The following is a 26,661-nucleotide window of genomic DNA, read 5'->3' on the forward strand; positions in this document are numbered from 1 at the left end:
CCCTGTCTCGTGAAACATCGCGGGCCACCCTGCCCGGTCGGGCGCTCCGGCGCCGGTCGACCGCGGCGCACGATCCCGTGGAGCACCCCGATGAATCCGCAGTCCCTGCTGGTCGTGCTGAACATCGTGCTGCTGCTCTTCGCGATCCGGGGCGTGCTGTCGAACCCGAGGCTCTCGAAGGTCGCGAAGGTCTCCTGGGTGGCGTTCATCGTGATCGCGCCGTTCATCGGCAGCCTCGCCTACCTGGCGGTGGGCCGTCGCGGCGGGAGCGGCGGAAGCGGCACGGTCGTGCGCGGCACGGAGCGGCCGTCGGGCTGGTTCTTCGAGCGCTGAGCGGTCGGGTGGCCCTACGGCGGGGGAGACCCGCGGACGTCGGCGCTCCGCGGACCTCCTGACCCTCCGACCCGCGGCAACCCCCTGACCGGCGGCTCCGCCCGCGTCTAGCGTGGGGCGCATGGCCGATCGTCTGCGCTCCAGTGTCAGCCCCTACCTCCGCTCGCACGCGGACAATCCGGTCGACTGGTTCCCCTGGGGCGAGGAGGCGTTCGCCGAGGCGGTGCGCCGCGACGTCCCGGTGATGGTGTCGATCGGCTACTCCACCTGCCACTGGTGCCACGTGATGGCGCGGGAGTCGTTCTCGGATCCGGTGCTCGCCGCGCGGCTGAACGCGGACTTCGTCGCGGTGAAGGTCGACCGCGAGGAGCACCCGGACGTCGACACGGCCTACCTGACGGCCGCGAGCGCGTTCACCCGACAGCTCGGCTGGCCGCTGACGGCCTTCGCCACCCCCGCCGGCGAGACCTTCTTCGCCGGCACCTACTTCCCGCCGCGCGCCGTCGGCGGCGTGCCCGCCTTCTCCGACGTCCTCGACGCGGTCTCGGAGGCGTGGCGGCTGCGGCGCGACGAGGTGCAGGCGACGGCGGGCGGCCTGGCCGCGGCCCTGCGCGAGGCGACCGCGGCGCTGCCCGCCGATGCCGCACTGCCCGGCGACGCCGAGCTCGACGGCGCCGTCCGCGCACTCGCGGACGAGGAGGACCAGGTGCACGGCGGCTTCGGCGGCGCCCCGAAGTTCCCGGTGGCCCCCGTGCTCGGGTTCCTGGCCTCGCGGCCCTCGGGAGCGGCGCTCGCCGAGCGCACGCTGCTCGCGCTGGCCGCGTCCCCTCTCCGCGACCGCGACGGGGGCTTCTTCCGCTACGCGACGCAGGCCGACTGGAGCGATCCGCACTACGAGCGGATGCTGTACGACAACGCGCAGCTGCTGGACGTCGCGGCCGTCCTGCTCGGGCACGACGGCGCCCGGGTGGAGGAGCTGACCGGAATCGCGGAGGGGGTCGCCGCGTTCCTCCTGACCACTCTCGAGCGGCCGGGCGGCGGCTTCGCATCGGCGCAGGACTCGGAGAGCATCGTCGACGGTCAGCGCTCGGAGGGCGGCTACTACCTCGCCGAGGACCGGTCCCGCCTCGCGCCTCCCGCTCTCGACGAGAAGGTCGTCACCGGCTGGAACGGCCTGGCGATCCGCGCGCTCGCCCGCGCCGGACGCGTGCTCGGACGGGAGGAGTGGCTCGACGCCGCCCGGCGCGCGGCGGACGCGGTGCTGCAGCGGCACCTCGTCGACGGCCGCGTCGCGGTGCGCGCCTCCCTCGACGGTGCCGTCTCCGCGGCCCGCCCGGCGCTGGAGGACCTCGGGATGCTGGCCGGCGGGCTCCTCGAGCTCGCCGTGGCGGAGGGCCGTCCGCGCTACGCGGTCGTCGCGCGCACCCTGATCGACGGCGCGCTCGACGCGGCCGACGGCCCGCTGCCGTTCGCGCTGCCCGGGGGAGGAGACCCGGCGCTGACCGCGCGGGGACTCCTGCTCGCGGCCGATCCCTCCGAGGGCGCCTACCCCTCCGGCCTGTCGGCGACGGCGGACGCGGCGCACGAGCTGTACCTGCTCACCGGATCGCACCGCTACCGGGAGGCGGCCGAGGCGGTCGTCGCCTCGATCGCTCCGGGCGCGGTCCGCCGGCCGATGGGCTTCGGCGCCGTGCTCGGGCTCGCTTCGCGGCTGGCTCGCCCGGTGCGGCAGATGGTCGTCGTGGGCCCAGGAGCGGCGGAGGCGGTGCAGGGCGCCCGGTCCGCCGGGATCGGCGTGCTGGTCGGCGTGTCCGACGAGGGCGCCCGGGACTGGGCGGACGCGGGCTTCGAGCTGTTCGAGGGGCGGATCTCGCGGGAGGGGCTGCCGACCGCCTACTCCTGCGAGGCCTTCGTCTGCGCCCTGCCGACGACCCGCCTCCCGGAGGAGCTGCTCACGCGGCCGTGACCACCAGCGGCGCCTCGGGGTCGGCGGCCCACTCGTTGAGCGAGCCGTCGTAGACGACCGCCGTGTGGACTCCGAGCACCGCCAGTGCGAGCGCATCGGCCGTCGCGGCGATCCCGCCGCCGCAGTAGAGGACGATCCGCTCGGCCTGGAGAGCGTCTCCGAACAGCGACCGCAGCCGCTCCGGCGGCAGGAGCGTGTTGTCGGCCCGGTCGACGAGCCGCCCGGCGGGGACGCTCCGCGAGCCCGGCAGGTGTCCGAGGCGGGGTCGGCGCCCCTCCTCCCCGGTGAACTCCTTCGGCGGGACCGCGCAGACCAGCGCCCCGGGAGCCTCGCCGCGCACGACGCTCTCGACGCCGGCCTTGTCGATCCAGAGCGGCCGCTCCTCGCGCACGCTGATGCCGCCGCTCACGGCGGGCTCGACATGCCCCGTCTCGATCGGGCGCTCCTCCCGCCGCCAGGCCGGGAGCCCGCCGTCGAGCACCGCGACGGCGTCGTGCCCGGCCGAGCGCAGCAGCCACCACACGCGCGAGGCCCACTGGCCGACCGCGGAGTCGTACACGACGACCACCGAGTCGTCGTCGATGCCGAGCGCGGCGGTCGCGGCGGCGAAGCGCTCCGGGTCGAGCCGCGTGAAGGGCAGGGGAGCCGCCGGATCCGACAGCTGCTCGAGCAGGTCGCCGAACACGGCGCCGGGGACATGCCCCTCGAGGAGGTACTGCTCGTCGCCGCTGAGGTAGCCGGGCCGCCCGTCGAAGCCGGGCACGAGCAGCACGCTGGCGTCGACGACGACGAGGTGCTCGCGGCCGAGCTGGTCGGCGAGCCACTGGGTCGAGACGATCGGCCGGGCCAGGTACGGGGCGGAGGAGGTGCTCACCCGCCCCACGGTAGGCGCGACCGCCGACAGGCGCGCCCCCGTGCGTCACGCACGGTCACGGACGCCGCCGGGCGCTCAGCACTCGATGACGTTGACCGCGAGGCCGCCCTCGCTCGTCTCCTTGTACTTCGACGACATGTCGATGCCGGTCTGGCGCATCGTCTCGATCACCGCGTCGAGCGAGACGCGGTGGTCGCCGTCGCCGTGCAGCGCGAGGCGGGCCGCGCTCACCGCGGTGGAGGAGGCGATCGCGTTCCGCTCGATGCAGGGGATCTGCACGAGGCCGCCGACCGGGTCGCAGGTCAGACCGAGGTGGTGCTCCATCGCGATCTCGGCCGCGTTCTCGACCTGGCGCGGAGTGCCGCCGAGCACCGCGCAGAGCGCTCCGGCGGCCATCGCGCAGGCCGAGCCGACCTCGCCCTGGCAGCCCGCCTCCGCACCGGAGATCGAGGCGTTCGTCTTGCAGAGCGAGCCGATCGCGGTGGCGGTGAGGAGGAAGCGTCGCAGCCCCGCGCGGTCGGCGCCCGGGACGAAGCGGAGGTAGTAGTGCCCGACGGCGGGGATGATGCCCGCCGCTCCGTTCGTCGGAGCCGTCACGACGCGCCCGCCTGCGGCGTTCTCCTCGTTCACCGCGAGGGCGAAGGCGTGGAGCCACTCCACCGAGGTCGCGCGGGCGCGGTCGAGCGGGTCCTCCTCGAAGGCCTCGAGCCGCTCGCGGAGCACCGAGGCCCGGCGGCGGACGCCCAGGCCGCCCGGCAGCACGCCGTCGGTCGCCAGGCCGTGCTCGACGCAGGAGGCCATGGCGTCCCAGATCGCGTCGAGGCGGGCGTCGATGTCGACCCCGGGGTGCAGAGCGCGCTCGTTCGCGGCGGCGATCTCGGCGATGCCGGAGCGGGTCCGATCGCAGGTCGCCAGCAGGTCGAGCCCGGAGACGAAGGGGTAGGGGTGCGGGGCCAGCGCAGCCAGCTCGGCACGCTCGCCCGCGCGCCGGATGAAGCCGCCGCCGATCGAGTAGTAGGTCTCCTCCCACACCGGCAGCGCGTCGTCGCCGACCCAGACGCTGAAGGTGAGGGCGTTCGGGTGCTCCGGCAGCCTCGTGCGCGGCTCGAAGACGACGTCGTCGCGCGTCATCGCGAGGCGCTGCTCGCCGGCCAGCAGGATCGTCCCCTCCGCGTCGAGGCGCTGCCATGCCCCGCGCACCAGCGCCGGGTCGCACGTCTCGGGGTCCAGGCCGGCGAGACCGGCGACCACCGCGTCGGGGGTGCCGTGGCCGATCCCGGTGGAGCCGAGCGAGCCGTAGAGGGTGCATCCCACCCGGCTCACGCGGCCGAGGAGCCCGGCGTCGCGGATCCGCTCGGCGAGGGCGAGGGCGGCGCGCATCGGTCCGACGGTGTGCGAGCTGGACGGGCCGATCCCCACGCTGAACAGGTCGAGGACGGAGACGTAGGCGCTCATCCACCGAGACTACGCCGGGGCCGGCGGAGTGCGCCGCCCGAGCCGCGCCCGCGACGAAGAGCCACGGAGATCCGGAGTCGACGAGGATCTGCGGTGGATCAGCGCAGCGTCTTGCGCGCCGAGATCTGGCCGGTGTCGAAGCCGAGCAGGTGCAGGCCGCCGTGGAAGCGGGCGTGCTCGACCTTGATGCAGCGGTCCATCACGACGGTCAGGCCCTTCGACTCGCCGTACTCGGCCGCCTCCTGGTTCCAGATCCCCAGCTGCACCCAGACCGTGGGCGCGCCGACGGCGAGGACGTCGTCGATCACGGCGGGGATGTCGCTCGCCTTGCGGAACACGTCGACGATGTCGGGCACGACCGGGAGCTCGGCGAGGCTGCGGTAGACCGGCTGCCCCAGGATCTCGGTGGCGTTCGGGTTCACGAAGTAGAGCTCGTAGTCGCTCGACTGCTGCAGGTAGGTGGCGACGAAGTAGGAGGAGCGGGCCGGGTTCGGCGAGGCGCCGACGATCGCCACGGTCTTCGCGCGGCGGAGGATGTCGAGTCGCCTGCGGGCGTCGGGGCCCACCCAGGTGCGCTGCGAGCGGAGCATCCTCGCCAGCGGCGAGTTCGCCGGGACCGAGCAGCTCAGCCCGTTGGACAGCTGGACGACCGTGTCGGCGGTGTCGGTGGTGCTCATGCTCAGACCTCCACGGCCGGGGTGTGCAGGGTGGTGGTCGTGTCCTCGGGGAGCTCGGTCGGAGCGTCGGGGGTGCCGTGCTCCTCGACCGCGCGGGCGAGCGCCTGGTCGAGATCGTAGATGATGTCGTCCGCGTCCTCGATGCCGACGGAGAGGCGGACGAGTCCGGGGAGGACGCCCGCGTGGAGGAGCTGGTCCTCGGTGAGCTGGGCGTGGGTGGTCGAGGCGGGGTGGATCACCAGCGTCTTGGCGTCGCCGATGTTGGCGAGGTGGCTGGCGAGGTCGACCGATTCGATGAAGGTCTGGCCGACGGCGCGGCCGCCCTTGACCACGAAGCTGAAGACCGAGCCCGGTCCCTTCGGCAGGTACTTCTGCGCGCGGTCGTGGTGCGGGTGCGCGGGCAGCCCGGCCCAGTAGACCGCCTCGATGCGGGGGTCGGCGTCGAGCCACTCGGCGACGCGGCGTGCGTTGTCGACGTGCGCCTGGATCCGGTACGGCAGCGTCTCGACGCCCTGGGCGAGCAGGAACGCGGAGTGCGGAGCGAGGACCGGCCCGATGTCGCGCAGCTGCTCCGCGCGCAGGCGCGTGAGGAAGCCGTACTCCCCGAAGTTGCCGTCCCACGACAGGTCTCCGTAGGAGGCGACCGGGTCGTGCAGCAGCGGGAACTTCTCGGGGGAGTAGTGGAAGCGCCCCGACTCGACGACGACGCCGCCGAGCGTGGTGCCGTGTCCGCCGAGGAACTTGGTGGCCGAGTGGATGACGATGTCGGCGCCCCACTCGATCGGGCGGACGAGGTAGGGCGTGGCGACCGTGGAGTCGATGATCAGCGGGATGCCGGCGGCGTGCGCGACCGCGGCGAGGCCCTCGATGTCGGCGATCTCGCCGGAGGGGTTCGCGATCGTCTCGGCGTAGAGCACCTTGGTCTTCTCGGTGATCGCCGCCGCGTAGTCGGCCGGGTCGCTCGAGCGGACGAAGGTGGTGTCCACTCCGAAACGGCGGAGCGTGACGTCGAGCTGGGTGATCGATCCGCCGTAGAGGTTGGCGGAGGACACCACGTGGTCGCCCGCGCCGACGAGCGCCGCGAAGGTGATGAACTGCGCCGAGAGCCCGGAGGCCGTGGCGACGGCGCCGAGGCCGCCCTCGAGGCTCGCGACGCGCTCCTCGAAGGAGGCGACCGTGGGGTTCGACAGGCGCGAGTAGACGTTGCCGTACTTCTGCAGCGCGAAGCGGGCCGCGGCGTCGGAGGTGTCGTCGAAGACGAAGGCGCTGGTCTGGTAGATCGGCAGAGCGCGGGCGCCCGTCACCGCGTCGGGGATGTTGCCCGCGTGGATCGCACGCGTCTTGAAGCCGTACTCACGATCTGCCATGCGATCGACGCTAGCGGGAGCCGCCGACACCGCCGCGCCGGAGCGACGCATCGCGTAACAGAGCGGCCCCGCAGTGCAGAGCGACCGTGCGCGACAGAGCGGTCGAGCGGATCGGAGCGCCGATCAGAGCGCCAGCTGCACCGCGGCCAGTCCCATCGCCGCGATCGCCGCCCACGACACCAGGGCGACGAGGAGAGCACGCCACCCCGTCGTCACGAGCGCGCGCACCCGGACGGCGCTGCCGAGCGCGAAGAGGGCCGCGGCGAGGAGCCAGGTCTGCGCGGTGTCGGCGGCGGCGAGCAGTCCCTCCGGCAGGGGGAGGAGCGTGCGCAGCAGCACCGCGGCGAGGAACCCGACCACGAACAGCGGCACGATCGCCGGGCGCGTCCCGCCGGTCCCGCCTCGGCGCCTCGTGACCGCCGCCGCCACCGCGACCATCGGCGCCAGCATGACCACTCGGGTGAGCTTCACCACGACCGCCACGGCCAGCGCCGACGCTCCGGCCACCTGGGCCGTCGCCACGACCTGGCCCACGTCGTGGACCGAGGCGCCGACCCAGTGCCCGAACTGCACGTCGGAGAGCCCGAGCGGCTGCTGCAGGGCGGGGAGCACTGCGATCGCGAGCGTGCCGCAGAGCGTCACCAGCGCGACCGGCGTCGCCTGCTCCTGCTCCTTCGCCCGGGTCGCTCCGGCCATCGCGCCGATCGCCGAGGCCCCGCAGATCGAGAAGCCCGCCGCGAGCAGCAGCGGCTCCTGCCCGGGCAGCCGGAGCGCCCGGCCCAGCGCCCAGGTCAGGCCGAAGGTGGCCAGGACGATCCCGACCACGACCAGGATCGCGCCCCAGCCCAGCGCAGCGATGTCGATCAGAGAGAGCTTCAGCCCGAGCAGGACGATGCCGGCGCGCATCAGCGAGCGGGACGAGAACTTCAGGCCCGGCGCCAGCGCCCCGCTCAGCAGGGGGCGCGCCGCGGGCAGCTGCGCCACGAGGATCCCGAGCGCGACCGCCGCGGTCAGCATCGGCACTGCCGGCACCGTCGCGTGCAGCAGGGCCGCGATCACCGCCGCGACGGCGCAGGCCGCGACTCCCGGGCCCAGCCGCCGGATCATACCCACGAGGGCAGCCACATGTGGGCCTGCCAGAAGGTGAAGGACGTCTGCGCGCCGATCCAGAGCGGCAGGAAGTAGGCCGTCAGCGCGGCCGCCGCCACCGCGAAGACGAGCACCACGAGGACGCCCCGGGTGCGCCGCCTCCGCTCGTCGCCCGGACTCCCGATCACGATCCCGGCCGTCAGCGTCAGCGCCAGCATCATGTAGGGCTCGAAGACGACGCAGTAGAACTGGAACACCGTGCGGTCGAGGTAGAGCAGCCACGGCAGGTAGCCCGCGACGATCCCCATCAGCACGAAGCCGGCGCGCCACTCCCGGTACCGCGCGAGCCGGTAGAGGAGGTACACCAGCGCCAGGACTCCGGCGTACCAGATGAGCGGATTGGCGACCGAAGTGATCGCCTCGTCGCAGCGTGCGGCGGTACAGCCGTCGACGCCCGTCGCCTGGTCGACGAAGTACATGCTGGTCGGTCGGAGCATGAGCAGCCAGGTGAGCGGGTTCGCCTCGTAGGGGTGCGAGGCCCGCAGGTTGATCGAGTAGTCGTACATCTGCACGTGGTAGTGCCAGAGGCTCTGCGCCCAGTCCGGCACCCACGCCAGAGCCCCGGTCCAGGCGTTGCCGGGGGCCTCCGACGCCCACTGCCGGGCCCATCCGCCGGAGGTGCGCAGCCAGCCCGTCCAGGTGACGAGGTAGGCGATCAGGGCGATCGGCACGACCAGGAGGAAGGTGACCGGACCCTGCTTGAGGATCGCGCCGCTGCCCCAGAACGGCACGCCCGCGCGGCGCCGCATCAGCGCGTCGACGACCACCGCGTACACGCCGTACGCCGCGAGGAAGTAGACGCCCGTCCACTTCACGCCCGCGGCCAGGCCGAAGAGCACGCCGGCCGCGAGCAGCCAGGGCCGCCACCACAGGACCGGCCCCCAGCTCGGCAGCGCTCCCGCCGCCACCTTCCGCGCCAGCTGCAGCTCGGCCCAGCGCCGGTCCAGCAGCACCCCCGCGACCCCGCAGAGCGCGACGAACATCAGGATCCCGTCCAGGAGCGACACCCGCGACATCACGATCGCGTGGCCGTCGAGCGCGAGCATCAGCCCCGCGAAGGAGGAGAGGAGGGTGGAGCGGAACAGGAGGCGGCCGATCACGATCACCAGCGCGACGGCGAGGATCCCCACGACGGCGGTCGCGACGCGCCAGCCGACGCTGTCGTCCGCGCCGAACACGCCCATCCCGAGCCCGATGATCCACTTGCCCAGCGGCGGATGCACCACGAAGGACGGCGCCCCCGTGAAGGTGTCCACGTCGCCGGCCGCGAAGCCGGGGTCCGGGTTCTCGGGCCAGGCGCCCTCGAACCCGAGGTTCCAGAGGGTCCAGGCGTCCTTCACGTAGAAGGTCTCGTCGAACACGAGCGAGCGCGGGTGGCCGAGGTTCCACAGCCGCAGCACCGCGGCCAGGGCGACCACCAGCAGCGGCAGTCCGAGCTCGTACAGCCGGCGGCGCGCGGGGGAGGCGGCGAGCCGGGCGTGCAGGTCGTCGAACCAGGAGGCGCGCGGCACGTCCGGGAGCGGGGTGCGCTCCCGCGGTGCGGACGCCTCGGCGGGCTCCACCGGGACCGAGCGCGCCGATCCTGCCGCGTCCAGGAGCAGGTCGTCGAAGTCGCGCTGCGGTCGGTCCGTCACCCGGCCATGCTAACGGGGCGCCTCCTCCCGGGACGGCGGCGATCCGCGGCGGGAGGCCCCGGACCCGGCCTGGGAGACTGGCGGCATGATCATCCTCGCCGGCACTCCCATCGGAAACCTCGGCGACGCCTCCCGCCGGCTCGTGGAGGCGCTGGGCTCCGCCCGCCACGTCGCCGCCGAGGACACGCGCGTGACCATCCAGCTGATGCGCGCCCTGGGTGTCGAGAACCGGCCCGCCCTCTACGCCCTGCACGACCACAACGAGCGCGAGCGCGCCGCCGAGCTGGTGGAGCTGGCCCGCGAGGAGGACCTGCTCGTGCTGAGCGACGCGGGCATGCCCACGGTCTCGGACCCGGGCTACCACCTGGTCGAGGCGGCGGTGGCGGCGGGAGTCGCGGTCACCGCGCTGCCCGGTCCCTCGGCGGTGCTCATGGCGCTCGCCGTGTCCGGGCTCCCGACGGATCGCTTCAGCTTCGAGGGGTTCCTGCCCCGCCGGCACGGCGAGCGGGTCTCGACCTTCCGGGCGCTCGTCGACGAGCGCCGCACCATGGTCTTCTTCGAGTCCCCGCACCGGATCGGCGACGCGCTCGCCGACCTGGTCGAGGCGATGGGCCCGGAGCGGCGCGTCGTCGTCTGCCGCGAGCTCACCAAGATGTTCGAGGAGGTCCGGCGCGGCACGGCGGCCGAGCTGGCCGAGTGGGCGGCCGACGGCCTGCGCGGCGAGATCTGCCTGGTCGTCGAGGGAGCCCCCGCGAGGGAGGCGTCGCTCGAGGACGCGCTGGCCGACGTGCTGGCCCGCGTCGAGGCCGGATCGCGGCTCAAGGAGGCGTCGGCCGAGGTCGCCGAGATCACGGGGCTCTCGCGCCGCGCTCTCTACGAGGCGGCGCTCGCCTCCCGCCGCGGCTGAGAGCTCCCTCCCAGACGGCGCCCGCGGCCGGTCGTCCACGGCCTCCGTCACACGCCGGGAGCGGTGCCGCGCGGTGAATAGGATGGTCGCCATGTCCGACGGCGCCTCCTTCTACCTCACGACCCCGATCTTCTACGTGAACGACGTCCCGCACATCGGGCACGCGTACACCGAGGTCGCCGCCGACGTGCTCACCCGCTGGCACCGCCAGGCGGGCGACGACACCTGGCTGCTGACCGGCACCGACGAGCACGGCCAGAAGATCCTCCGCACCGCCACCGCCAACGGCACGACCCCCCAGGAGTGGGCCGACCGCCTCGTGAGGACCGCCTGGCAGCCGCTGCTCGAGACCATCGACATCGCCAACGACGACTTCATCCGCACCACGGACGCGCGGCACGAGGTCAACGTCCAGAAGTTCCTGCAGAAGCTGTACGACGAGGACGCGATCTACACCGGCGAGTACGAGGGCTACTACTGCGTGGGCTGCGAGGAGTACAAGCAGCTGTCCGACCTCGAGGAGGGCACCGGCGACTACGCCGGCCAGTACGTCTGCAAGATCCACTCGAAGCCGGTCGAGCTGCTGAAGGAGAAGAACTACTTCTTCAAGATGAGCGAGTACACCGAGCGGCTGCTCGCGCTCTACGAGGAGCGTCCCGACTTCGTCCAGCCCGAGTCGGCGCGCAACGAGGTCGTCAGCTTCGTCCGCCAGGGCCTGGCCGACCTGTCGATCTCGCGCTCCAGCTTCGACTGGGGAGTGAAGGTCCCGTGGGACGACTCGCACGTGGTGTACGTCTGGTTCGACGCGCTGCTCAACTACATCACCGCGGTCGGCTACGGCCAGGACGAGGCGGAGTTCGAGCGCCGCTGGCCCGCGACCCACATCGTCGGCAAGGACATCCTGCGCTTCCACGCGGTGATCTGGCCCGCCATGCTCATGGCCGCGGGCCTCGAGGTCCCCCGGCAGGTGTTCGGCCACGGCTGGCTGCTGGTCGGCGGCGAGAAGATGTCGAAGTCGAAGCTCACCGGCATCGCGCCCGAGCAGATCACCGACACCTTCGGCTCCGACGCCTTCCGCTACTACTTCCTCCGGGCCATCACCTTCGGCCAGGACGGCTCGTTCTCATGGGAGGACCTGTCGGCGCGCTACCAGTCCGAGCTCGCGAACGGCTTCGGCAACCTCGCCTCGCGGGTCGTCGCGATGCTGCACCGCTACTACGACGGCGTCGTGCCTGCGCCGGGCGAGCCGACCGAGGCGGAGGAGCGCGTGCAGCGCATCGTCGCCGAGGCCGCCGCGTCGGCCGACCGGTCGATCGACGCGCTCGCGATCCACGACGCGATCACCGCCGTGTGGAGCATCGTCGAGGAGCTCAACGGCTACATCACCGAGCAGGAGCCGTGGGCACTCGCCAAGCGCGAGGAGCGCGAGCGCCTCGGCACGGTGCTCTACACCGCGACGGAGGGGCTCCGCGCCCTGGCCGTGCTGCTCTCGCCGGTCGTGCCGCGCGCGACGGCGTCCCTCTGGGAGGCGCTCGGCGTGACGGAGTCGCTCGGCGCCCTCACCGCGCAGCCGATCCGCGAGGCGGGCCGGTGGGGGGTCCTCCCCGTCGGCACGACCGTCGGGACGCTCGCCGCGCTCTTCCCGCGCATCGAGGCTCCCGCGTCCTGACGGCCGCGCCTCGACCCATGGACCGAGCAGTCGCGCGGCCTGGAGTCGCCGACGGAGGATCCGCAGGGGAGTGCACGATGACCGCGATCCGAACGCGAGGGGCCGGGTGCGAGCGGTCCTCCGCTCCGGGGACGGCGGGGCGCTGATGACGCGCGAGGTCCTCGACGCTCTCGAGCAGGCGGCCGAGCTCACCCGGCGCCACGTCGGGCACCCCGAGCGCGCCGCCGCGCTCGCCCTGCGCCTGCACCGGGTGACCGCTCCGACCGAGCTCGTCTACACCCGGTTCCCGCCGACCCTCAGCCTGGTGCTGGCCGGCCGGAAGCGCTCGGTGGTCGGCGACTCCGACGAGCGGTGGGGCGCCGGCCGCTTCCTGATCACCCCCGTCGATCTGCCGGTGGTGGCGGCCGTCGTGGAGACCGGCGACCGCGGCGACTTCCTGTCGGCCAACTGGCGTCTCGACCCGCTCGTGGTGGCCGAGATCGCGGCGCTCGCCCCCCGGACGGCCCCGCGGGCTCCCGCCCCGCGGATCGGCACGGTCACGGAGGAGATGGCCGACTCGCTGCGCCGACTCTTCCGTCTGCTCGACGCCCCCGCCGACATCCCGGTGCTCGCCCCCGCGATCACGCGCGAGCTCGTGCTGCGGCTGCTGCAGACGGACCAGGCGCCCCGGCTGCTGGCCGCGTCCAGCACCGTCCGCTCGGAGGCCGTCTCCCGCGCGGTCGAGGCGATGAGCGCGTCGCTGTCGCGCGGATGGACCCTCGGCGCGCTCGCCGCGGAGGCGGGCACCAGCGTGCCCACGCTCACCCGCCGCTTCCGCGAGCTGACCGGGATGTCGCCGCTGGGCTACCTGCGGCGGCTCCGCCTCGGGGAGGCCAGGAGGCTGCTCCTGGTCCGGGGCGACACCGCCGCGCAGGCCGCGGCCGCGGTCGGCTACGCGAGCGCGTCGCACTTCGGGCGCGACTACCGCCGCGCCTACGAGACGACCCCCGCGGCCGACGCCGCGCTCCACCCCGGGCCGCTCGTCCAGATCCACTGAGCGGCGGGCGCTGTCGCGGGGACTCCGAGCGGCGCGTGCCGCGGCGTCAGACGCGGGCGCCGACGATGCCTCCGTCGACGTCGAGCGTCGTGCCGTGGACGTACGAGGCCTCGTCCGAGACGAGCCAGCGCACGGCCAGGGCGATCTCGTCCGGACGTCCGGGCCGGCCGGCGGGGGCGGACGCGGTCATCTGCTCCAGGATCGCCGCGGCGTGCTCGTTGCCGGGCGTGAGAGTCGCGCCGGGCGCGACGGCGACCACGCGCACGCCGCTCGGGCCGTACTCGGCCGCCCACGCCCGCGTGAGGTGCTCCAGCGCCGCCTTGGTCGCGGGGTAGAGCGCGGTCCCGGGCGTTCCCACCCGTCCCATCCACGAGGTGATGTTGACGACTACTCCGCTCCCGCGCTCGGCCATGGCCGGGGCGATCGCCGCGACGAGCTGGTGCGGCACGCGGATGTTCGTGGTGAGGAGGGACTCGACGTCGGCGTCGCTGAGGTCGGCGGTCGGCCCCACCGGGAACACTCCGGCGTTGTTGACGAGGACGTCGATCCGCCCGTCGAGGAGGGTCAGCGCCCGGGCGGCGACGGCGCGGGTCTCCTCCGGCGTGCCCGCGAGGTCGGCGACGAGCGCGGAGGCGGTGCCCCCGTCGGCGCGGATGCCGCGGACGACGGACCCGACCCGCTCGGGGTCGCGTCCGTGCACGAGGACGTGAGCGCCGGCCCCGGCGAGGCGGCGGGCGATGGCCGCGCCGATCCCGCTCGAGGATCCGGTGACGAGGGCGTGGCGTCCGGCGAGGGAGCCGGATGCGGAAGGGGCGAGGAGCTCGGTGTCTGTCATGGCTCCAGCCTCCCGGCGGCGCGGGAGGCGGGCTGTCCCGATCCGATCGGGTGCTGACCCGATCCGCTCAGGGCGCCTCGGCGGCCGCTCTCGGCCCTCGTCCGCCCAGGACTCCGACCCCCGCGAGCCCTCCCGGTAGCCTGGAGCGCATGACCGACAGCCAGCACGTCCGCTCCCGCGAGGCCTCGTCCGGCCGCGACCTGACGTACCCGCCGCTGCCCGAGGCGCTCGTCGTCCCCGTCTACGACAACCACACGCACCTCGAGATCGCCGACGGCCTCGAGCCGCTCGACCACCGCGAGCAGCTCGACCGGGCCTCCACCGTCGGGGTCCGCGGCGTCGTCCAGGTCGGCACGGACGTCGAGACGAGCCGCTGGTCGGCCGAGCAGGCGGCGAGCGAGCCGCGCATGCTGGCCGCCGTCGCGATCCACCCCAACGAGGCGCCCGAGCTGGAGCAGCGCGGCGAGCTCGACGCCGCCCTCGCCGTGATCGCCGAGCTGGCGGAGCAGCCGCGGGTGCGCGCCATCGGCGAGACCGGGCTCGACTTCTTCCGCACCGGCGAGAGCGGCCGCGCCGCGCAGTTCCGCTCCTTCGAGGAGCACATCCGCATCGCGAAGGAGCACGACCTCGCGCTGCAGATCCACGACCGCGACGCGCACCGCGAGGTCATCGAGACCCTGCGCCGCGTCGGCGCCCCCGAGCGCACCGTCTTCCACTGCTTCTCCGGGGACGCGGAGATGGCGCGGATGTGCACGGACGAGGGCTGGTACCTCTCCTTCGCCGGCACCGTGACGTTCAAGAACGCCGAGCCGCTGCGGGAGGCGCTCGTCGCGACTCCTCGGCACCTCATCCTGGTCGAGACCGACGCGCCGTACCTCACTCCGTCGCCCTTCCGCGGCCGCCCGAACGCGCCCTACCTCCTCCCGCACACCCTGCGCTCGATGGCCGCGACCCTCGAGACCGACGTCGGCCACCTGGCCGCGACGATCGCCTCGAACACGGAGGCCGTGTACGGCGAGTGGGGCGGCGAGGTCGGCTCCGAGCCGACGGAGCCGGTCGGACCCCTCGCATGAGCGGCCGCCACGCCGCCGAGCCGACGGGCGCCGCGATCCCGCGCCTGCTGGGCCCGGCCGAGATCCGCGACCTCGCGGGCCTCCTCGACGTCACGCCGACCAAGAAGCTCGGCCAGAACTTCGTGCACGACGCCAACACGGTCCGCCGCATCGTCAAGCTCGCTCGGGTGCGCCCGGGGGAGACCGTCGTCGAGATCGGCCCCGGCCTCGGATCGCTGACCCTCGGCCTGCTCGAGGCGGGCGCGCAGGTCGTGGCCGTCGAGATCGACGGGCGCCTCGCCGAGCAGCTGCCGCGCACCGTCGAGCTGATGGCGCCGGGCGCCGATCTCGCGGTCGTGCACGCCGACGCGATGAAGGTGCTCGACCTGCCGGGGGATCCGGTCCGGCTCGTCGCCAACCTCCCGTACAACATCTCGGTGCCGGTGCTCCTGCACTTCCTCGAGCACTTCGCCAGCATCCGGTCCGGAGTGGTGATGGTGCAGTCCGAGGTCGGGCACCGGCTCGCCGCCGGTCCCGGCTCCAAGGTCTACGGCGGCCCGAGCGTCAAGGCGGCGTGGTTCGGCTCCTGGACGACGGGCGGCGCGGTCTCGCGTCAGATCTTCTGGCCGGTGCCGAACGTCGACAGCGTGCTCGTCGCGTTCGACCGCGGCGAGGAGCCGGGCGACGAGACCCTGCGCCGCGCCGTCTTCGCGGTCGTCGACGCGGCGTTCGCGCAGCGGAGGAAGATGCTCCGCCAGTCGCTCGCGACCCTCTTCGGCGACAGCGCCGCGGCGATCGTCGCGCTCGAGCGGGCCGGCGTCCCGCAGACCGCGCGCGGCGAGGAGCTGGACGTCGCCGCCTTCGTCCGCCTGGGCCGCGAGCTCGATCCGGCGCGGGTCCCCGTGCGCGGCGCGGCGGTGCCCGACGGGTCGCCGGCGGAGACCGACGGGGACGACGCGGACGGCGACGGGGAGCCCGCCCCGGGTGCGGACGAGGGCGCCTCCGCCACCCTGTAGCGTGGATGCATGGCCCACCGCGCGACGTCGAACCGGGTCCACGCGCGGGCGCCCGGCAAGATCAACGTGTTCCTCAAGGTCGGCGCCGTGCGCGACGACGGGTACCACGAGCTGGCCACCGCGTTCCAGTCGCTCTCCCTCTACGAGGACGTGTTCGCGGAGGAGGCGGCCGACTTCTCGGTCTCCTTCTCGGGCTCGATCGACACCTCCCGCCTGGCCGTCGACGGCTCCAACCTCGCGATCAAGGCGGCTCGGGCGCTCGCCCGGGCGACCGGCTACCGCGGCGGCGTGCATCTCGAGATCGAGAAGAACGTCCCCATCGCCGGCGGCATGGGCGGCGGCTCGGCCGACGCGGCGGCGACCCTGCTCGCCTGCGACGCGCTCTGGGGCACGGCCTGCACGAGGGAGCAGCTGCTGGGCATCGCCGCGAGCCTCGGCGCCGACGTCCCCTTCTCCTTCACCGGCGGCACCGCGATCGGAGTCGGCCGAGGCGACGAGCTGAGCCCGGCGCTCGCCAAGGGCCGCTTCGAGTGGGTGCTGGTCCTCTCGGAGGAGGGCCTGTCGACCCCCGAGGTCTACAGCGAGCTCGACCGGCACCGCGAGCGCCACCTGCACGACTTCCGCCCGATCTCGGCGACCCCCGCCATCGATCCCAACGTGCTGCAGGCCCTCCGCGCCGGCGACGCCGCCATGCTCGCCGACGCGATGCACAACGACCTGCAGGCGCCGGCGCTGCACCTGCAGCCCGGGCTCGCCCGCATCCTCGAGCTCGGCGAGGGCCGCGGAGCGCTCGGCGGCCTCGTCTCGGGGTCCGGCCCGACCGTCGCGTTCCTCGCTCCGGACGCCGATGCGGCGGCCGACCTGCAGCGCGAGCTGAGCTCCGCGCGGCTGAGCGCCGTGCGGGTGTCCGGCCCGGTCCACGGGGCTCGCCTGCTCTCGACCTAGTCGCGGAGGCGGTGCCTCCGGAGCGGGGCTCGCGAGCCTCGCGCCCGGCGCCCTCCACAGACGGTCCGCAGAGAAGTTCCGACCTCGTGGCTTAGAGTGCCGCTCATGTCCCGCCGAGCCACCCTCTTCGCGATCCTCTCCGGGATCGTGGCCGCCGTCGTCGCCCTCGCGGCCGCCGAGGTCGTCGCGGTCTTCACCGGAGCGGGCGGCAGTCCGCTGGTCGCGGTCGGCGGCTTCGTCATCGACATCGTGCCCCCGGGCGTGAAGGACACGGTCATCGCGCTCTTCGGCACCGGCGACAAGCTCGTGCTGCTGGTCTCGATCGGCCTCGCGATCGCGCTGCTGGCCGTCGGCGCGGGAGTCCTCGAGTACCGCCGCCCGCCGTTCGGCGTGCTGCTGCTGGCCGTCGTCGCGGGCGCCGGTGCGCTCGCCGCCGTCAGCCGCGAGGGCGCGTCCGGGATCGACGCGGCGCCGAGCGTCGTGGGCATGGTGGCCGGTGCCGCGGTGCTCCGCTCGGCCTCCGTCCGCCTCCGCGGCTGGCAGGAGGAGCGCGAGAGCGACTCCCCGGACCGCCGGTCGTTCCTCCGCCTGGTCGGGATCGCCGGAGTCGCCGCGGTCGCCGCCGGCATCGGCGCCCGCTTCCTCACGTCCGCCTCCGCCGCCGTCACCGCCGTGCGCGAGGCCGTGTCCCTGCCGGCTCCCGCCTCGGCCGCCGCGCCCGTCCCGGCCGGCGCCGTGCTCGACGACATCGACGGCATCAGCTCCTACGTCACTCCCAACTCCTCGTTCTACCGGATCGACACCGCGCTCTCGGTGCCGTCGGTCGAGCCCGCCGACTGGTCGCTGAAGATCACCGGCATGGTGGAGGAGGAGATCGAGATCACCTGGGACGAGCTGCTCGCGCTGCCGCTCGAGGAGCACCTGGTCACCCTGTCCTGCGTGTCCAACGAGGTCGGCGGCGACCTGATCGGCACCGCCCTCTGGCTGGGCTACCCGATCCGCGAGCTGCTGGCCCGGGCCCGGCCGACCGCCGGCGCCGACATGGTGCTCTCGCGGAGCATCGACGGCTTCACCGCCTCCAGCCCGCTCGACGTGCTGCAGGACGAGGACCGCGCGAGCCTGCTCGCCGTCGGGATGAACGGCGAGCCGCTCCCGGTCGAGCACGGCTTCCCCGTCCGGATGGTCGTCCCCGGCCTGTACGGCTACGTCTCGGCGACGAAGTGGGTCGTCGAGCTGAAGGTCACGACCTTCGCGGAGGACCTGGCGTACTGGTCGACGCGCGGCTGGACCGAGCGCGGTCCGATCAAGATCGAGTCGCGGATCGATGTGCCGCGCCAGGGCCAGCCCGTCGAGGCGGGGACGGTCGCCGTGGCGGGAGTCGCCTGGGCGCCGCACACCGGCATCGCGAAGGTGGAGGTGCAGATCGACGGCGGCGCCTGGCAGGAGGCGCGCCTCGCCGAGCAGGTCACCGCGGACACGTGGATCCAGTGGGTCCTCGAGTGGGACGCGACGGTCGGCGACCACGTCGTGACCGTGCGCGCCACCGACGCGGACGGCACGGTGCAGACCACGGTCGAGCGCCCGCCCGCTCCCGACGGTGCCACGGGACTGCACCGCCGCTCGGTGTCCGTCTCGGAGCCGGCAGCCGCGGGCTGAGGTCCGGGGGCCGCGACCCGGCCGCACTGTGATCGACCCGCGGCGGACCGCTCAGGCGGCACCGCCTAGGCTGGGTCCCTATGGCACATCTGCTGGGCGCCGAGGCGCTGCGACTCGAGTACCCCACACGCGTGATCTTCGACGACGTCTCCCTGGGGATCGAGGAGGGCGACCGCATCGGGATCGTCGGACGCAACGGCGACGGCAAGTCGACCCTCCTGCGCCTGCTCGCGCAGCGCATCGAGCCGGACAGCGGCCGCGTCACGCACCGCCGCGGCGTCACGCTCGGGATGCTCGACCAGGCCGACACGGTCGATGAGGACCTCACCGTCGCCCAGGCCGTCGTCGGCGGGCTCCAGGAGCACGAGTGGGCGGGCGACGCGCGCACCCGAGACGTGATCGCGGGCCTGCTGCGCGACGTCCCCTGGGACGGAGTGGTCGGCTCCCTCTCGGGCGGGCAGCGGCGCCGGGTCGCCCTCGCGAAGCTGCTCGTCGGCGACTGGGACGTCGTCTTCCTCGACGAGCCCACCAACCACCTCGACGTCGAGGGCATCGCCTGGCTCGCCGAGCACCTCAAGCGCCGCTGGGCGGCGTCGTCGGGCGGGCTCGCGGTCGTCACCCACGACCGGTGGTTCCTCGACGAGATCTGCACCGCCACCTGGGAGGTGCACGACCGTCTCGTCGAGCCGTTCGAGGGCGGGTACGCGGCGTACATCCTGCAGCGCGTCGAGCGCGACCGGATGGCCTCGACCATGGAGGCCAAGCGCCAGAACCTGATGAAGAAGGAGCTCGCCTGGCTCCGCCGCGGCGCCCCCGCCCGCACGGCGAAGCCCAAGTTCCGGATCGACGCCGCGAACCAGCTGATCGAGGACGAGCCCCCGGTGCGCGACTCGGTCTCGCTCTCGCAGCTCGCCGTCTCGCGCCTGGGCAAGGACGTCGTCGACCTGCTCGACGTCACCGTCCGCTACGGCGAGCGGACCGTCCTCAACCGCATCGAGTGGCGGATCGCGCCCGGCGAGCGCACCGGCATCCTCGGCGTGAACGGCGCCGGCAAGTCGACCCTCCTGGGCCTGGTCGCGGGCAGCGTGGAGCCGACGAGCGGCCGGGTGAAGCGCGGCACCACCGTGCGCGTCGCAATCCTCGACCAGCAGCTGCGCGAGCTGACCGGGGTCCAGCACCGGCCCGTCCGCGAGATCATCGCGGAGCAGCGCACCAGCTACTCCATCGGCGGCAAGGAGATGACTCCGGGCCAGCTGCTCGAGCGCCTCGGCTTCTCGAGCGCGCAGCTCTCGACGCCGGTGAAGGACCTCTCGGGCGGTCAGCGCCGGAGGCTCCAGCTCCTGCTCATCCTGCTCAGCGAGCCCAACGTGCTGATCCTCGACGAGCCGACCAACGACCTCGACACCGACATGCTCGCCGCGATCGAGGACCTGCTCGACTCCTGGCCGGGCACCCTCCTCGTCGTCTCGCACGACCGGTACCTGCTCGAGCGCGTCACCGACCAGCAGTACGCCGTGATGGACGGCGCGTTCCGCCACCTGCCCGGCGGCGTCGGGCAGTACCTCGACCTGCGCCGCGCGCTCGAGAAGGGTGCGCCCGCGGCGGCGTCGTCGGGCTCCTCCTCCGCCGCGCCGGCGTCGAGCGGACTCGCGGGGGCCGAGCGCCGCACCGCGGAGAAGGAGGTGTCGGCGATCGACCGGCGCCTGCACAAGCTCACGCAGCTGACGAAGACCGTGCACGAGAAGATGGCGACGCACGACCAGGACGACTACGACGGCATCCTGGCGCTCAACGCCTCGCTCCGAGCCTACGAGGACGAGGCGGCCGAGCTCGAGCTGCGCTGGCTGGAGCTCTCGGAGCAGCTCGAGGGCTGACGCCGCTCTCCTCCGCGGCACCGGCAGCTGTCCCGTACCGCGTGGGCGGGCCGCCGTCGCGGGCCCGGGGAGACCGGCTCAGCCGAAGTCGAGGGAGAGCTTCCGGAGGAGCTGCGCCAGCCGCTCCTGCTGGGCGTGGGTGAGCGCGCCGAGCAGCTCCTGCTCCGCGTCGACCAGGCGGGTGATCGCCGCGTCGACCCGGGCGAGCCCCGACGGCGTCATCTGCACCAGCACGCCGCGCCCGTCGTTCGGGTCGTCGAGGCGCTCGACCAGGTCGCGCTCGACCAGCCGGTCGATGCGGTTGGTCATGGTCCCGCTGGTGACCATGGTCGCCTGGAGGAGCTGCTTGGGGCTCATCCGGTAGGGCGCGCCCGCGCGCCGCAGGGCCGAGAGCACGTCGAACTCCCACGTCTCGAGCTCCGACCGGCCGAAGGCGCTGCCGCGCGCGCGCTCGAGCTGCTTGGCCAGCCGGCGCATCCGCGAGAAGACCTGGAGCGGCGTGAAATCGAGATCGGGCCGCTCCCGGACCCAGGCGTCGACGATCCCGTCGACCTCGTCATTCGCACTCACCCGTCCATTGTGGCGGCTGGGCGGCTCGGGGGACGCCGGGAGGCGGACGGGCCCGGGAGGCGGACGGGCCGGGAGGCGGACGGCCGGGAGGCGGGGGCCTCCCGGGCCGCCGTCGCCCGCCCGAGCGGCGGCCGCCCCCGGCCCCGCCTCGGGCGCGGGGGTGGCAGGATGGACGGCGCGCGATCGCGCGGTCCGCCATGGTGTAACGGCAGCACGGCAGCCTTTGGAGCTGTCCGGTCCAGGTTCGAATCCTGGTGGCGGAGCGGCACCAGGACGGTGCGCTCACGGAGGAGAACGCGAAGAACATGGCAGACAGCACGCTCGCCGTCGTGATCCTGGCGGCAGGCCAGGGCACCCGCATGAAGTCCCGCACCCCGAAGGTCCTGCACCGCCTCGCCGGGAGGCCGCTGCTCGGGCACGTGCTGGACACGGCCGCCTCGCTCGACGCGGCGCACGTCGTCACCGTGGTGCGCCACGAGCGCGACCGGGTCGCCGAGGCCGTCCTCGAGCACACCCCCTCCGCACTGGTGGTGGACCAGGACGAGACGCCCGGCACCGGCCGCGCGGTCGAGCAGGGCCTCGCGGCGCTCCCGGCGTCCTTCGCCGGCACGGTCGTCGTGCTGAGCGCCGACGTCCCGCTGCTGGACGCGCCGACCCTCCGCCGCCTGGTCGACGAGCACCTCGCCGCGGCGAACGCGCTCACCATGCTCTCCTGCGTGCTCGAGGACCCGACCGGCTTCGGCCGGATCGTCCGCGGCGGCGACGGCGCCTTCGCCTCCATCGTGGAGCAGAAGGACGCGAGCCCCGACGAGCTCGACCTCACCGAGATCAACGCCGGCGTCTACGCCTTCGACGCCGCCGCGCTCCGCTCGGTCATCGGCGCGATCGGCACCGAGAACGCCCAGCGGGAGAAGTACCTCACCGACGCCGCCGCCGCGCTCAAGGCCGCCGGCCGCGCGATCGAGGCCGTCCCCGTGCAGGACCGCTGGCTCGTGGCCGGGATCAACGACCGCGCCCAGCTCGCCGACGCGGCGCTCGAGCTCAACGCGCGCATCGTGCGCCGCTGGCAGCTCGAGGGCGTCACGATCCAGGACCCGGCGACCACCTGGATCGACGTGGACGCGGTCCTCGCCCCGGACGTCGAGATCCTCCCAGGCACGCAGATCAAGGGCCCGACCGTCATCGCCACCGGTGCGGTCATCGGCCCGGACACCACGCTCGACTCCTGCGAGGTCGGCGAGGACGCGGTCGTGAAGCGCTCCGACGCGACGCTCGCCGTCATCGGCGCGAAGGCCCAGGTCGGCCCGTTCTCGTTCCTCCGCCCCGGCACCGTGCTCGGCGCCCGCGGCAAGATCGGCACCTACGTCGAGACCAAGAACGCCGTCATCGGCGAGGGATCGAAGGTCCCGCACCTCTCCTACGTCGGCGACGCGGTCATCGGCGAGGAGTCGAACATCGGCGCCGGCTCGATCTTCGCCAACTACGACGGGGTGAGCAAGGCGTCCTCCGTGGTGGGCTCGCACGTGCGTGCGGGGTCGCACAACGTCTTCGTCGCCCCCGTTAGAATCGGTGACGGAGCGTACACGGGCGCCGGCACGGTCATCCGCAAGGACATCCCCGCCGGAGCCCTCGGGATCACCGTCGCTCCGCAGCGCAACATGGCCGGGTGGGTGCAGACCCACCGTCCGGGCACCGCGGCGGCCGACGCCGCCGAGGCGGCCCTGGCGTCGGATCCCACCGGATCCGACCAGGCGCCCACCGGAGGAAGCGGAGCACAGTGACCGGCATCACCGCCAGCAACAAGAAGAGCCTGGTCCTCGTCTCGGGGAGGGCGCATCCGGCACTGGCGGAAGCGGTCGCCGCCGAGCTCGGGACCGAGCTCGTCACGACCGAGGGGCGCACCTTCGCCAACGGCGAGCTCTACGTCCGCTACGGCGAGTCGGTCCGCGGAGGCGACGTGTTCGTCCTCCAGTCGCACACGTCCCCGATCAACGAGTGGCTGATGGAGCAGCTGATCATGGTCGACGCGCTCAAGCGCGCCTCCGCCAAGCGGATCACCGTGGTCGCCCCCTTCTACCCCTACGCGCGCCAGGACAAGAAGGGCCGCGGCCGCGAGCCGATCTCGGCCCGCCTCGTCGCGGACCTCTTCAAGGCGGCGGGAGCCGATCGGATCATGTCGGTCGACCTGCACGCGGCGCAGATCCAGGGCTTCTTCGACGGCCCCGTCGACCACCTCTTCGCGATGCCGGTGCTGCTCGAGCACTTCCGCGAGAAGCTCGACCCCTCGACCCTCACCATCGTCTCGCCCGACATGGGCCGCGTCCGCGTCGCCGACATCTGGAGCGACAAGCTCGGCGTCCCGCTGGCGATCATCCACAAGCGCCGCGACCCGAAGGTCGCCAACCAGGTCTCCGTCCACGAGATCGTCGGCGAGGTGAAGGGCCGCGTCTGCCTCCTCGTCGACGACCTCATCGACACCGGGCGCACCATCGCGAAGGCGGCCGAGGCGCTGAAGAAGGCGGGCGCGATCGGCGTGGTCGTCGCGGCCACCCACGCCGTCTTCTCGGACCCGGCGGTCGAGCTCCTGAGCTCGGAATTCATCGACTCGGTCGTCGTCACCGACACCCTGCCGCTGCCGCCGGAGAAGACCTGGGACCGCCTGACGATCCTGCCCATCGCTCCGCTGCTGGCCCGCGCCATCCACGAGGTCTTCGACGACGGCTCCGTGACGTCGATGTTCGACGGCGACGCGTAGGACCCCGCGCCCCGGGTGCGCCCTGCAGAGCGCACCCGGGTCCCGCCCCGGCTCCACCGCCTAGGGTGAGGCCGTGCCCCAGCGTTCGGATGCGACCCTCGCCCTGGCGGCGGTCTTCCTGGTCTGGTCGCCGGCCGCCGCCGCGGCGGGCTGGTGGCTGCTCCTCGGGCTCGCCGTCGCTGCGGCCGCCGCGGCCCTGAGCGCCGTCGCCGATGCCGGGCGCACCGTCCACGACGGCCCCTCCTCCGAGTGGCTCGGGATCGTCGGGCGCGCCTTCGCCTCGGCCGCGCTGGCCCTGACCGCGGCCCAGTCGGTCCTCGGGGGAGCGGCCCGGCCCCTGGCCGTCCTGCTGCTCGTGGCCGTCGCGCTCTTCGGTCTGCGCGGCGGGCGCCTCCCCGCTCGCCCGGTCCTGCTCCTCGTCGGTGCGGTCGTCGTCCTGCTGGCCGCCGCCGCCGTGATCGTGCTGGTGTCCCCTCCGGACCCCGCGCCGCTCGACCCGCTGCGCAACGGAGGGCCGCTGGGAGCCGGCACCGCCGCGGCCCTGCTCCTGATCCTCCTGCCGACCTCCCGCTCCGGCGCGGTGACGGCTCTCCGCCCCGCCCTGCTGCGCATCGGGATCGCCACGGCGGCCGCCGCCGCGCTCGGCACCGGTCTGCTCCTGGCGGCCGGTCCCGAGGTCCTCGCGTCCTCGGAGACCCCCCTGAGCGCTGTCACCCGGGGCACGCCCGCGTCCGGGCTCGTCGGGGCCGCCGCGGTGATCGCGGTCCTGCTCGCGCTCCTCGACCTCGGGAGGAGGGATGCGCGCGCCCTCGTCCGTCTCGCCGGCGCGGGGGAGATCCCGGCAGTGCTCGCCACCAGGAACCGCAGGACCGGCGTGCCGGCGGCGGCCCAGCTCGTCCTCTGCCTGGTCGCCGTGCTCGCGGTCGTGATCCTCGACGCCGACGCGCTGCTCGCCTTCGCCGTGGCCGCTCTGCTGGTGGCGACCATCGTGCGGCGCCTCGACCACGGAGCGGCCGGGGCGAGCGGGCCCGCCCTCGCGTCGGCCGCGGTCTCGCTGCTGCTCCTGCTCGCCCTCCCGGCGGCCACGGCGGCCGCCGCAGCGGTGCTCCTGGCGGCGCTCCTGATCGCGCGGGCGTTCCGGACCTGAGGGGTCAGCCGGCCCGGGCGTCGAGCGCCCGCTCGGGGAGCCGGACGCCACCGCCCGGCTCCGCTGACGACAGGGGAGCTCTCTCCGCAACGAGGAAGGCGCCCCCGCCCGAGGATCCGTGGATCCTGCGGGCGGGGGCGCCTTCCTCGTGCGACGCAGGTCAGTGCGTGGAGGGGTCCTGCTCGACCTCGGTGCGGTCACCCGACCACAGCGTGTGGAAGGTGCCCTCCCTGTCGACGCGCTTGTAGGTGTGCGCTCCGAAGAAGTCGCGCTGGCCCTGCACGAGAGCGGCCGGGAGGCGCTTGGAGGCGAGCGAGTCGTAGTACGACAGCGCGGCGCCGAAGCCGGGGATCGGCACGCCCGAGAGCGCGGCGGTCGAGACGATGCGGCGCCAGGCGGCCTCGCCGTTCGCGACGGCCTCGGCGAAGTACGGGTCCTCGAGGAGGGTCGTGATGCCGGCGTTCTCGTCGTAGGCGTCGACGATGCGGTTGAGGAACTGGGCGCGGATGATGCAGCCCGCGCGCCAGATCTTGGCGACCGCGCCCTTGTCGATCTCCCAGCCGTACTTCTCGGCCCCGGCGATGATCGCGTCGAAGCCCTGCGAGTAGGCGACGACCTTGGAGGCGTAGAGCGCGGCGCGCACGTCGTCCTCGAAGCCCTCGTACTTCTCGACCGGGGTCGGGCGCGAGGTGACGCGGGCCTGCACGGCCTCGCGCTGCTCGGGGTGGGAGGACACGGCGCGGGCGAAGACGGCCTCGGCGATGCCGCCGACGGGGACGCCGAGGTCGAGCGCGTTCTGCACGGTCCAGACGCCGGTGCCCTTCGAGCCGGCCTGGTCGAGGACGACGTCGATGAAGGGGTTGCCGGTGTCGGCGTCGACCTGGCGGAGCACCTCGGCGGTGATCTCGATGAGGTACGACTCGAGGTCGCCCTTGTTCCAGGCGTCGAAGACCTCGGCGATGGCGGCGGGCTCGTGTCCCCCGACGGTGCGGAGCAGGTCGTACGCCTCGGCGATGAGCTGCATGTCGGCGTACTCGATGCCGTTGTGGATCATCTTGACGAAGTGGCCGGCGCCGTCGGTGCCGATGTGGGTGACGCAGGGCTCGCCCTCGGCGACCGCGGCGATCGACGAGAGGATCGGGCCGAGGGTCCTGTAGGACTCGACCGAGCCGCCGGGCATGATCGACGGGCCCTTGAGCGCGCCCTCCTCGCCGCCGGAGATGCCGGTGCCGACGAAGTGGATGCCGGTCTCGCGGACGGCCTTCTCGCGGCGGATGGTGTCGGTGAAGAGCGCGTTGCCGCCGTCGACGATGATGTCGCCGGGCTCGAAGACCTTCGTCAGCTGCTCGATCACGGCGTCGGTGCCGCGGCCGGCCTGGACCATGATGATCGCGGTGCGCGGGGTGGCGAGCGAGGCGGCGAAGTCCTCGATGGTCTCGGACGCGACGAAGCCCGCCTCCGGGTGCTCCGTGATGAGGGTCTCGGTGCGGCCGTAGGAGCGGTTGAACACCGCGACCGTGTTGCCCTCGCGGCTGGCGAGGTTGCGGGCGAGGTTCGAGCCCATCACCGCCAGACCGACGACTCCGATGTTGGCTGTGGCGGTGGGCTTGTCAGACACGGTTCTCCTCGACGTTCGCGTTCAGGGGCGAGCTCAGGCTAGCCCCGGGTCGCTCCGGGGAGCCCGGGTCCGAGCCGTCTCCCGGCTGCACATCGGTCGTGCGGCGCGCGCACGGTCTTGCGCGCG

22 protein-coding genes and 1 tRNA gene are annotated in these 26,661 nt (G+C 73.7%); 14 read left to right on the forward strand and 9 right to left on the reverse strand.

Annotation, left to right across the window (positions count from 1 at the left end; genetic code table 11):
* Positions 1-90 precede the first annotated feature (90 nt).
* Both C5C46_RS12490 and C5C46_RS12495 read left to right on the forward strand, forming a co-directional pair.
* On the forward strand, positions 91-333 hold the full coding sequence (locus C5C46_RS12490) for a PLDc N-terminal domain-containing protein (RefSeq protein WP_159939582.1): 243 nt from the start codon (positions 91-93) through the stop codon (positions 331-333).
* Positions 334-454: 121 nt separating this feature from the next.
* Entirely contained in the window at positions 455-2,299 is a 1,845-nt protein-coding gene (locus tag C5C46_RS12495; protein ID WP_104226917.1) for a thioredoxin domain-containing protein, read from the forward strand.
* Here C5C46_RS12495 and C5C46_RS12500 read toward each other — a convergent pair.
* The 6 genes from C5C46_RS12500 to C5C46_RS12525 form a co-directional block, all read right to left on the reverse strand.
* Positions 2,286-3,173, reverse strand: a complete 888-nt coding sequence (locus C5C46_RS12500) for a sulfurtransferase (RefSeq protein ID WP_146076954.1) — start codon at positions 3,171-3,173, stop codon at positions 2,286-2,288. The genes C5C46_RS12495 and C5C46_RS12500 overlap by 14 nt on opposite strands.
* A 75-nt stretch (positions 3,174-3,248) precedes the next feature.
* On the reverse strand, positions 3,249-4,628 hold the full coding sequence (locus C5C46_RS12505) for an L-serine ammonia-lyase (RefSeq protein ID WP_104226919.1): 1,380 nt from the start codon (positions 4,626-4,628) through the stop codon (positions 3,249-3,251).
* 98 nt (positions 4,629-4,726) lie between these two features.
* On the reverse strand, positions 4,727-5,305 hold the full coding sequence (locus tag C5C46_RS12510) for a CoA-binding protein (RefSeq protein ID WP_104226920.1): 579 nt from the start codon (positions 5,303-5,305) through the stop codon (positions 4,727-4,729).
* Between the two features lie 2 nt (positions 5,306-5,307).
* On the reverse strand, positions 5,308-6,672 hold the full coding sequence (locus tag C5C46_RS12515; protein WP_104226921.1) for an O-acetylhomoserine aminocarboxypropyltransferase/cysteine synthase family protein: 1,365 nt from the start codon (positions 6,670-6,672) through the stop codon (positions 5,308-5,310).
* Positions 6,673-6,795: 123 nt separating this feature from the next.
* Positions 6,796-7,779 carry a YeiH family protein gene (locus C5C46_RS12520; RefSeq protein ID WP_104226922.1) on the reverse strand — a complete coding sequence of 328 codons (984 nt, stop codon included), beginning with the start codon at positions 7,777-7,779 and terminating at the stop codon, positions 6,796-6,798.
* On the reverse strand, positions 7,776-9,455 hold the full coding sequence (locus tag C5C46_RS12525; protein ID WP_258059473.1) for a dolichyl-phosphate-mannose--protein mannosyltransferase: 1,680 nt from the start codon (positions 9,453-9,455) through the stop codon (positions 7,776-7,778). The genes C5C46_RS12520 and C5C46_RS12525 overlap by 4 nt, the downstream gene beginning before the upstream one ends.
* An 85-nt stretch (positions 9,456-9,540) precedes the next feature.
* Between C5C46_RS12525 and rsmI the strand changes: the two genes are divergently transcribed.
* The 3 genes from rsmI (at position 9,541) to C5C46_RS12540 (ending at position 13,067) form a co-directional block, all read left to right on the forward strand.
* On the forward strand, positions 9,541-10,362 hold the full coding sequence (gene rsmI, locus C5C46_RS12530) for a 16S rRNA (cytidine(1402)-2'-O)-methyltransferase (protein WP_104226923.1): 822 nt from the start codon (positions 9,541-9,543) through the stop codon (positions 10,360-10,362).
* A 91-nt stretch (positions 10,363-10,453) separates the two neighbouring features.
* Positions 10,454-12,031 carry a methionine--tRNA ligase gene (gene metG / locus C5C46_RS12535; protein WP_104226924.1) on the forward strand — a complete coding sequence of 526 codons (1,578 nt, stop codon included), beginning with the start codon at positions 10,454-10,456 and terminating at the stop codon, positions 12,029-12,031.
* A 70-nt stretch (positions 12,032-12,101) separates the two neighbouring features.
* The gene (locus tag C5C46_RS12540) at positions 12,102-13,067 is read left to right on the forward strand and encodes an AraC family transcriptional regulator (protein ID WP_258059474.1); all 966 of its coding nucleotides are present in this window, start codon (positions 12,102-12,104) and stop codon (positions 13,065-13,067) included.
* A 46-nt stretch (positions 13,068-13,113) separates the two neighbouring features.
* Here the strand turns inward: C5C46_RS12540 and C5C46_RS12545 are convergent, their stop codons facing one another.
* Positions 13,114-13,902: an SDR family NAD(P)-dependent oxidoreductase gene (locus tag C5C46_RS12545; RefSeq protein WP_104226925.1), complete on the reverse strand. Its 789-nt coding sequence runs from the start codon at positions 13,900-13,902 to the stop codon at positions 13,114-13,116.
* Positions 13,903-14,051: 149 nt separating this feature from the next.
* Here C5C46_RS12545 and C5C46_RS12550 point away from each other — a divergent pair, with 149 nt between their 5' ends.
* From C5C46_RS12550 to C5C46_RS12570, 5 genes are all read left to right on the forward strand, one after another.
* Positions 14,052-14,975 carry a TatD family hydrolase gene (locus C5C46_RS12550; protein WP_104222332.1) on the forward strand — a complete coding sequence of 308 codons (924 nt, stop codon included), beginning with the start codon at positions 14,052-14,054 and terminating at the stop codon, positions 14,973-14,975.
* Positions 14,972-15,970: a 16S rRNA (adenine(1518)-N(6)/adenine(1519)-N(6))-dimethyltransferase RsmA gene (gene rsmA / locus C5C46_RS12555; protein ID WP_181136523.1), complete on the forward strand. Its 999-nt coding sequence runs from the start codon at positions 14,972-14,974 to the stop codon at positions 15,968-15,970. Before C5C46_RS12550 ends, rsmA begins: the two co-directional genes overlap by 4 nt.
* A 9-nt stretch (positions 15,971-15,979) precedes the next feature.
* Positions 15,980-16,915: a 4-(cytidine 5'-diphospho)-2-C-methyl-D-erythritol kinase gene (locus tag C5C46_RS12560; protein ID WP_104222334.1), complete on the forward strand. Its 936-nt coding sequence runs from the start codon at positions 15,980-15,982 to the stop codon at positions 16,913-16,915.
* Positions 16,916-17,020: 105 nt separating this feature from the next.
* Positions 17,021-18,571, forward strand: coding sequence for a molybdopterin-dependent oxidoreductase (locus C5C46_RS12565; protein ID WP_104222336.1), 1,551 nt, complete (start codon positions 17,021-17,023; stop codon positions 18,569-18,571).
* Between the two features lie 80 nt (positions 18,572-18,651).
* Positions 18,652-20,445 carry an ABC-F family ATP-binding cassette domain-containing protein gene (locus tag C5C46_RS12570; RefSeq protein WP_104226926.1) on the forward strand — a complete coding sequence of 598 codons (1,794 nt, stop codon included), beginning with the start codon at positions 18,652-18,654 and terminating at the stop codon, positions 20,443-20,445.
* Between the two features lie 78 nt (positions 20,446-20,523).
* Here the strand turns inward: C5C46_RS12570 and C5C46_RS12575 are convergent, their stop codons facing one another.
* Positions 20,524-21,015: a MarR family winged helix-turn-helix transcriptional regulator gene (locus C5C46_RS12575; protein ID WP_104222340.1), complete on the reverse strand. Its 492-nt coding sequence runs from the start codon at positions 21,013-21,015 to the stop codon at positions 20,524-20,526.
* A gap of 191 nt (positions 21,016-21,206) precedes the next feature.
* Between C5C46_RS12575 and C5C46_RS12580 the strand changes: the two genes are divergently transcribed.
* From C5C46_RS12580 to C5C46_RS12595, 4 genes are all read left to right on the forward strand, one after another.
* Positions 21,207-21,278 (forward strand) — tRNA-Gln (locus tag C5C46_RS12580).
* Positions 21,279-21,320: 42 nt separating this feature from the next.
* Positions 21,321-22,796 (forward strand): bifunctional UDP-N-acetylglucosamine diphosphorylase/glucosamine-1-phosphate N-acetyltransferase GlmU, encoded by a 1,476-nt coding sequence (gene glmU, locus C5C46_RS12585; RefSeq protein WP_104226937.1) that lies wholly within the window; start codon positions 21,321-21,323, stop codon positions 22,794-22,796.
* Positions 22,793-23,770, forward strand: coding sequence for a ribose-phosphate diphosphokinase (locus C5C46_RS12590; protein WP_104222342.1), 978 nt, complete (start codon positions 22,793-22,795; stop codon positions 23,768-23,770). Before glmU ends, C5C46_RS12590 begins: the two co-directional genes overlap by 4 nt.
* Before the next feature lie 73 nt (positions 23,771-23,843).
* Complete coding sequence (locus C5C46_RS12595; protein ID WP_104226927.1) at positions 23,844-24,917, forward strand: hypothetical protein; 1,074 nt, start codon at positions 23,844-23,846, stop codon at positions 24,915-24,917.
* 160 nt (positions 24,918-25,077) lie between these two features.
* On the opposite strand, the gene gndA is transcribed toward C5C46_RS12595, so the two are convergent.
* Entirely contained in the window at positions 25,078-26,535 is a 1,458-nt protein-coding gene (gene gndA, locus C5C46_RS12600) for an NADP-dependent phosphogluconate dehydrogenase (protein ID WP_104226928.1), read from the reverse strand.
* Between the last annotated feature and the right edge of the window lie 126 nt (positions 26,536-26,661).

This window comes from Rathayibacter sp. AY1E6 (assembly GCF_002931115.1).
GTDB lineage: Bacteria > Actinomycetota > Actinomycetes > Actinomycetales > Microbacteriaceae > Rathayibacter.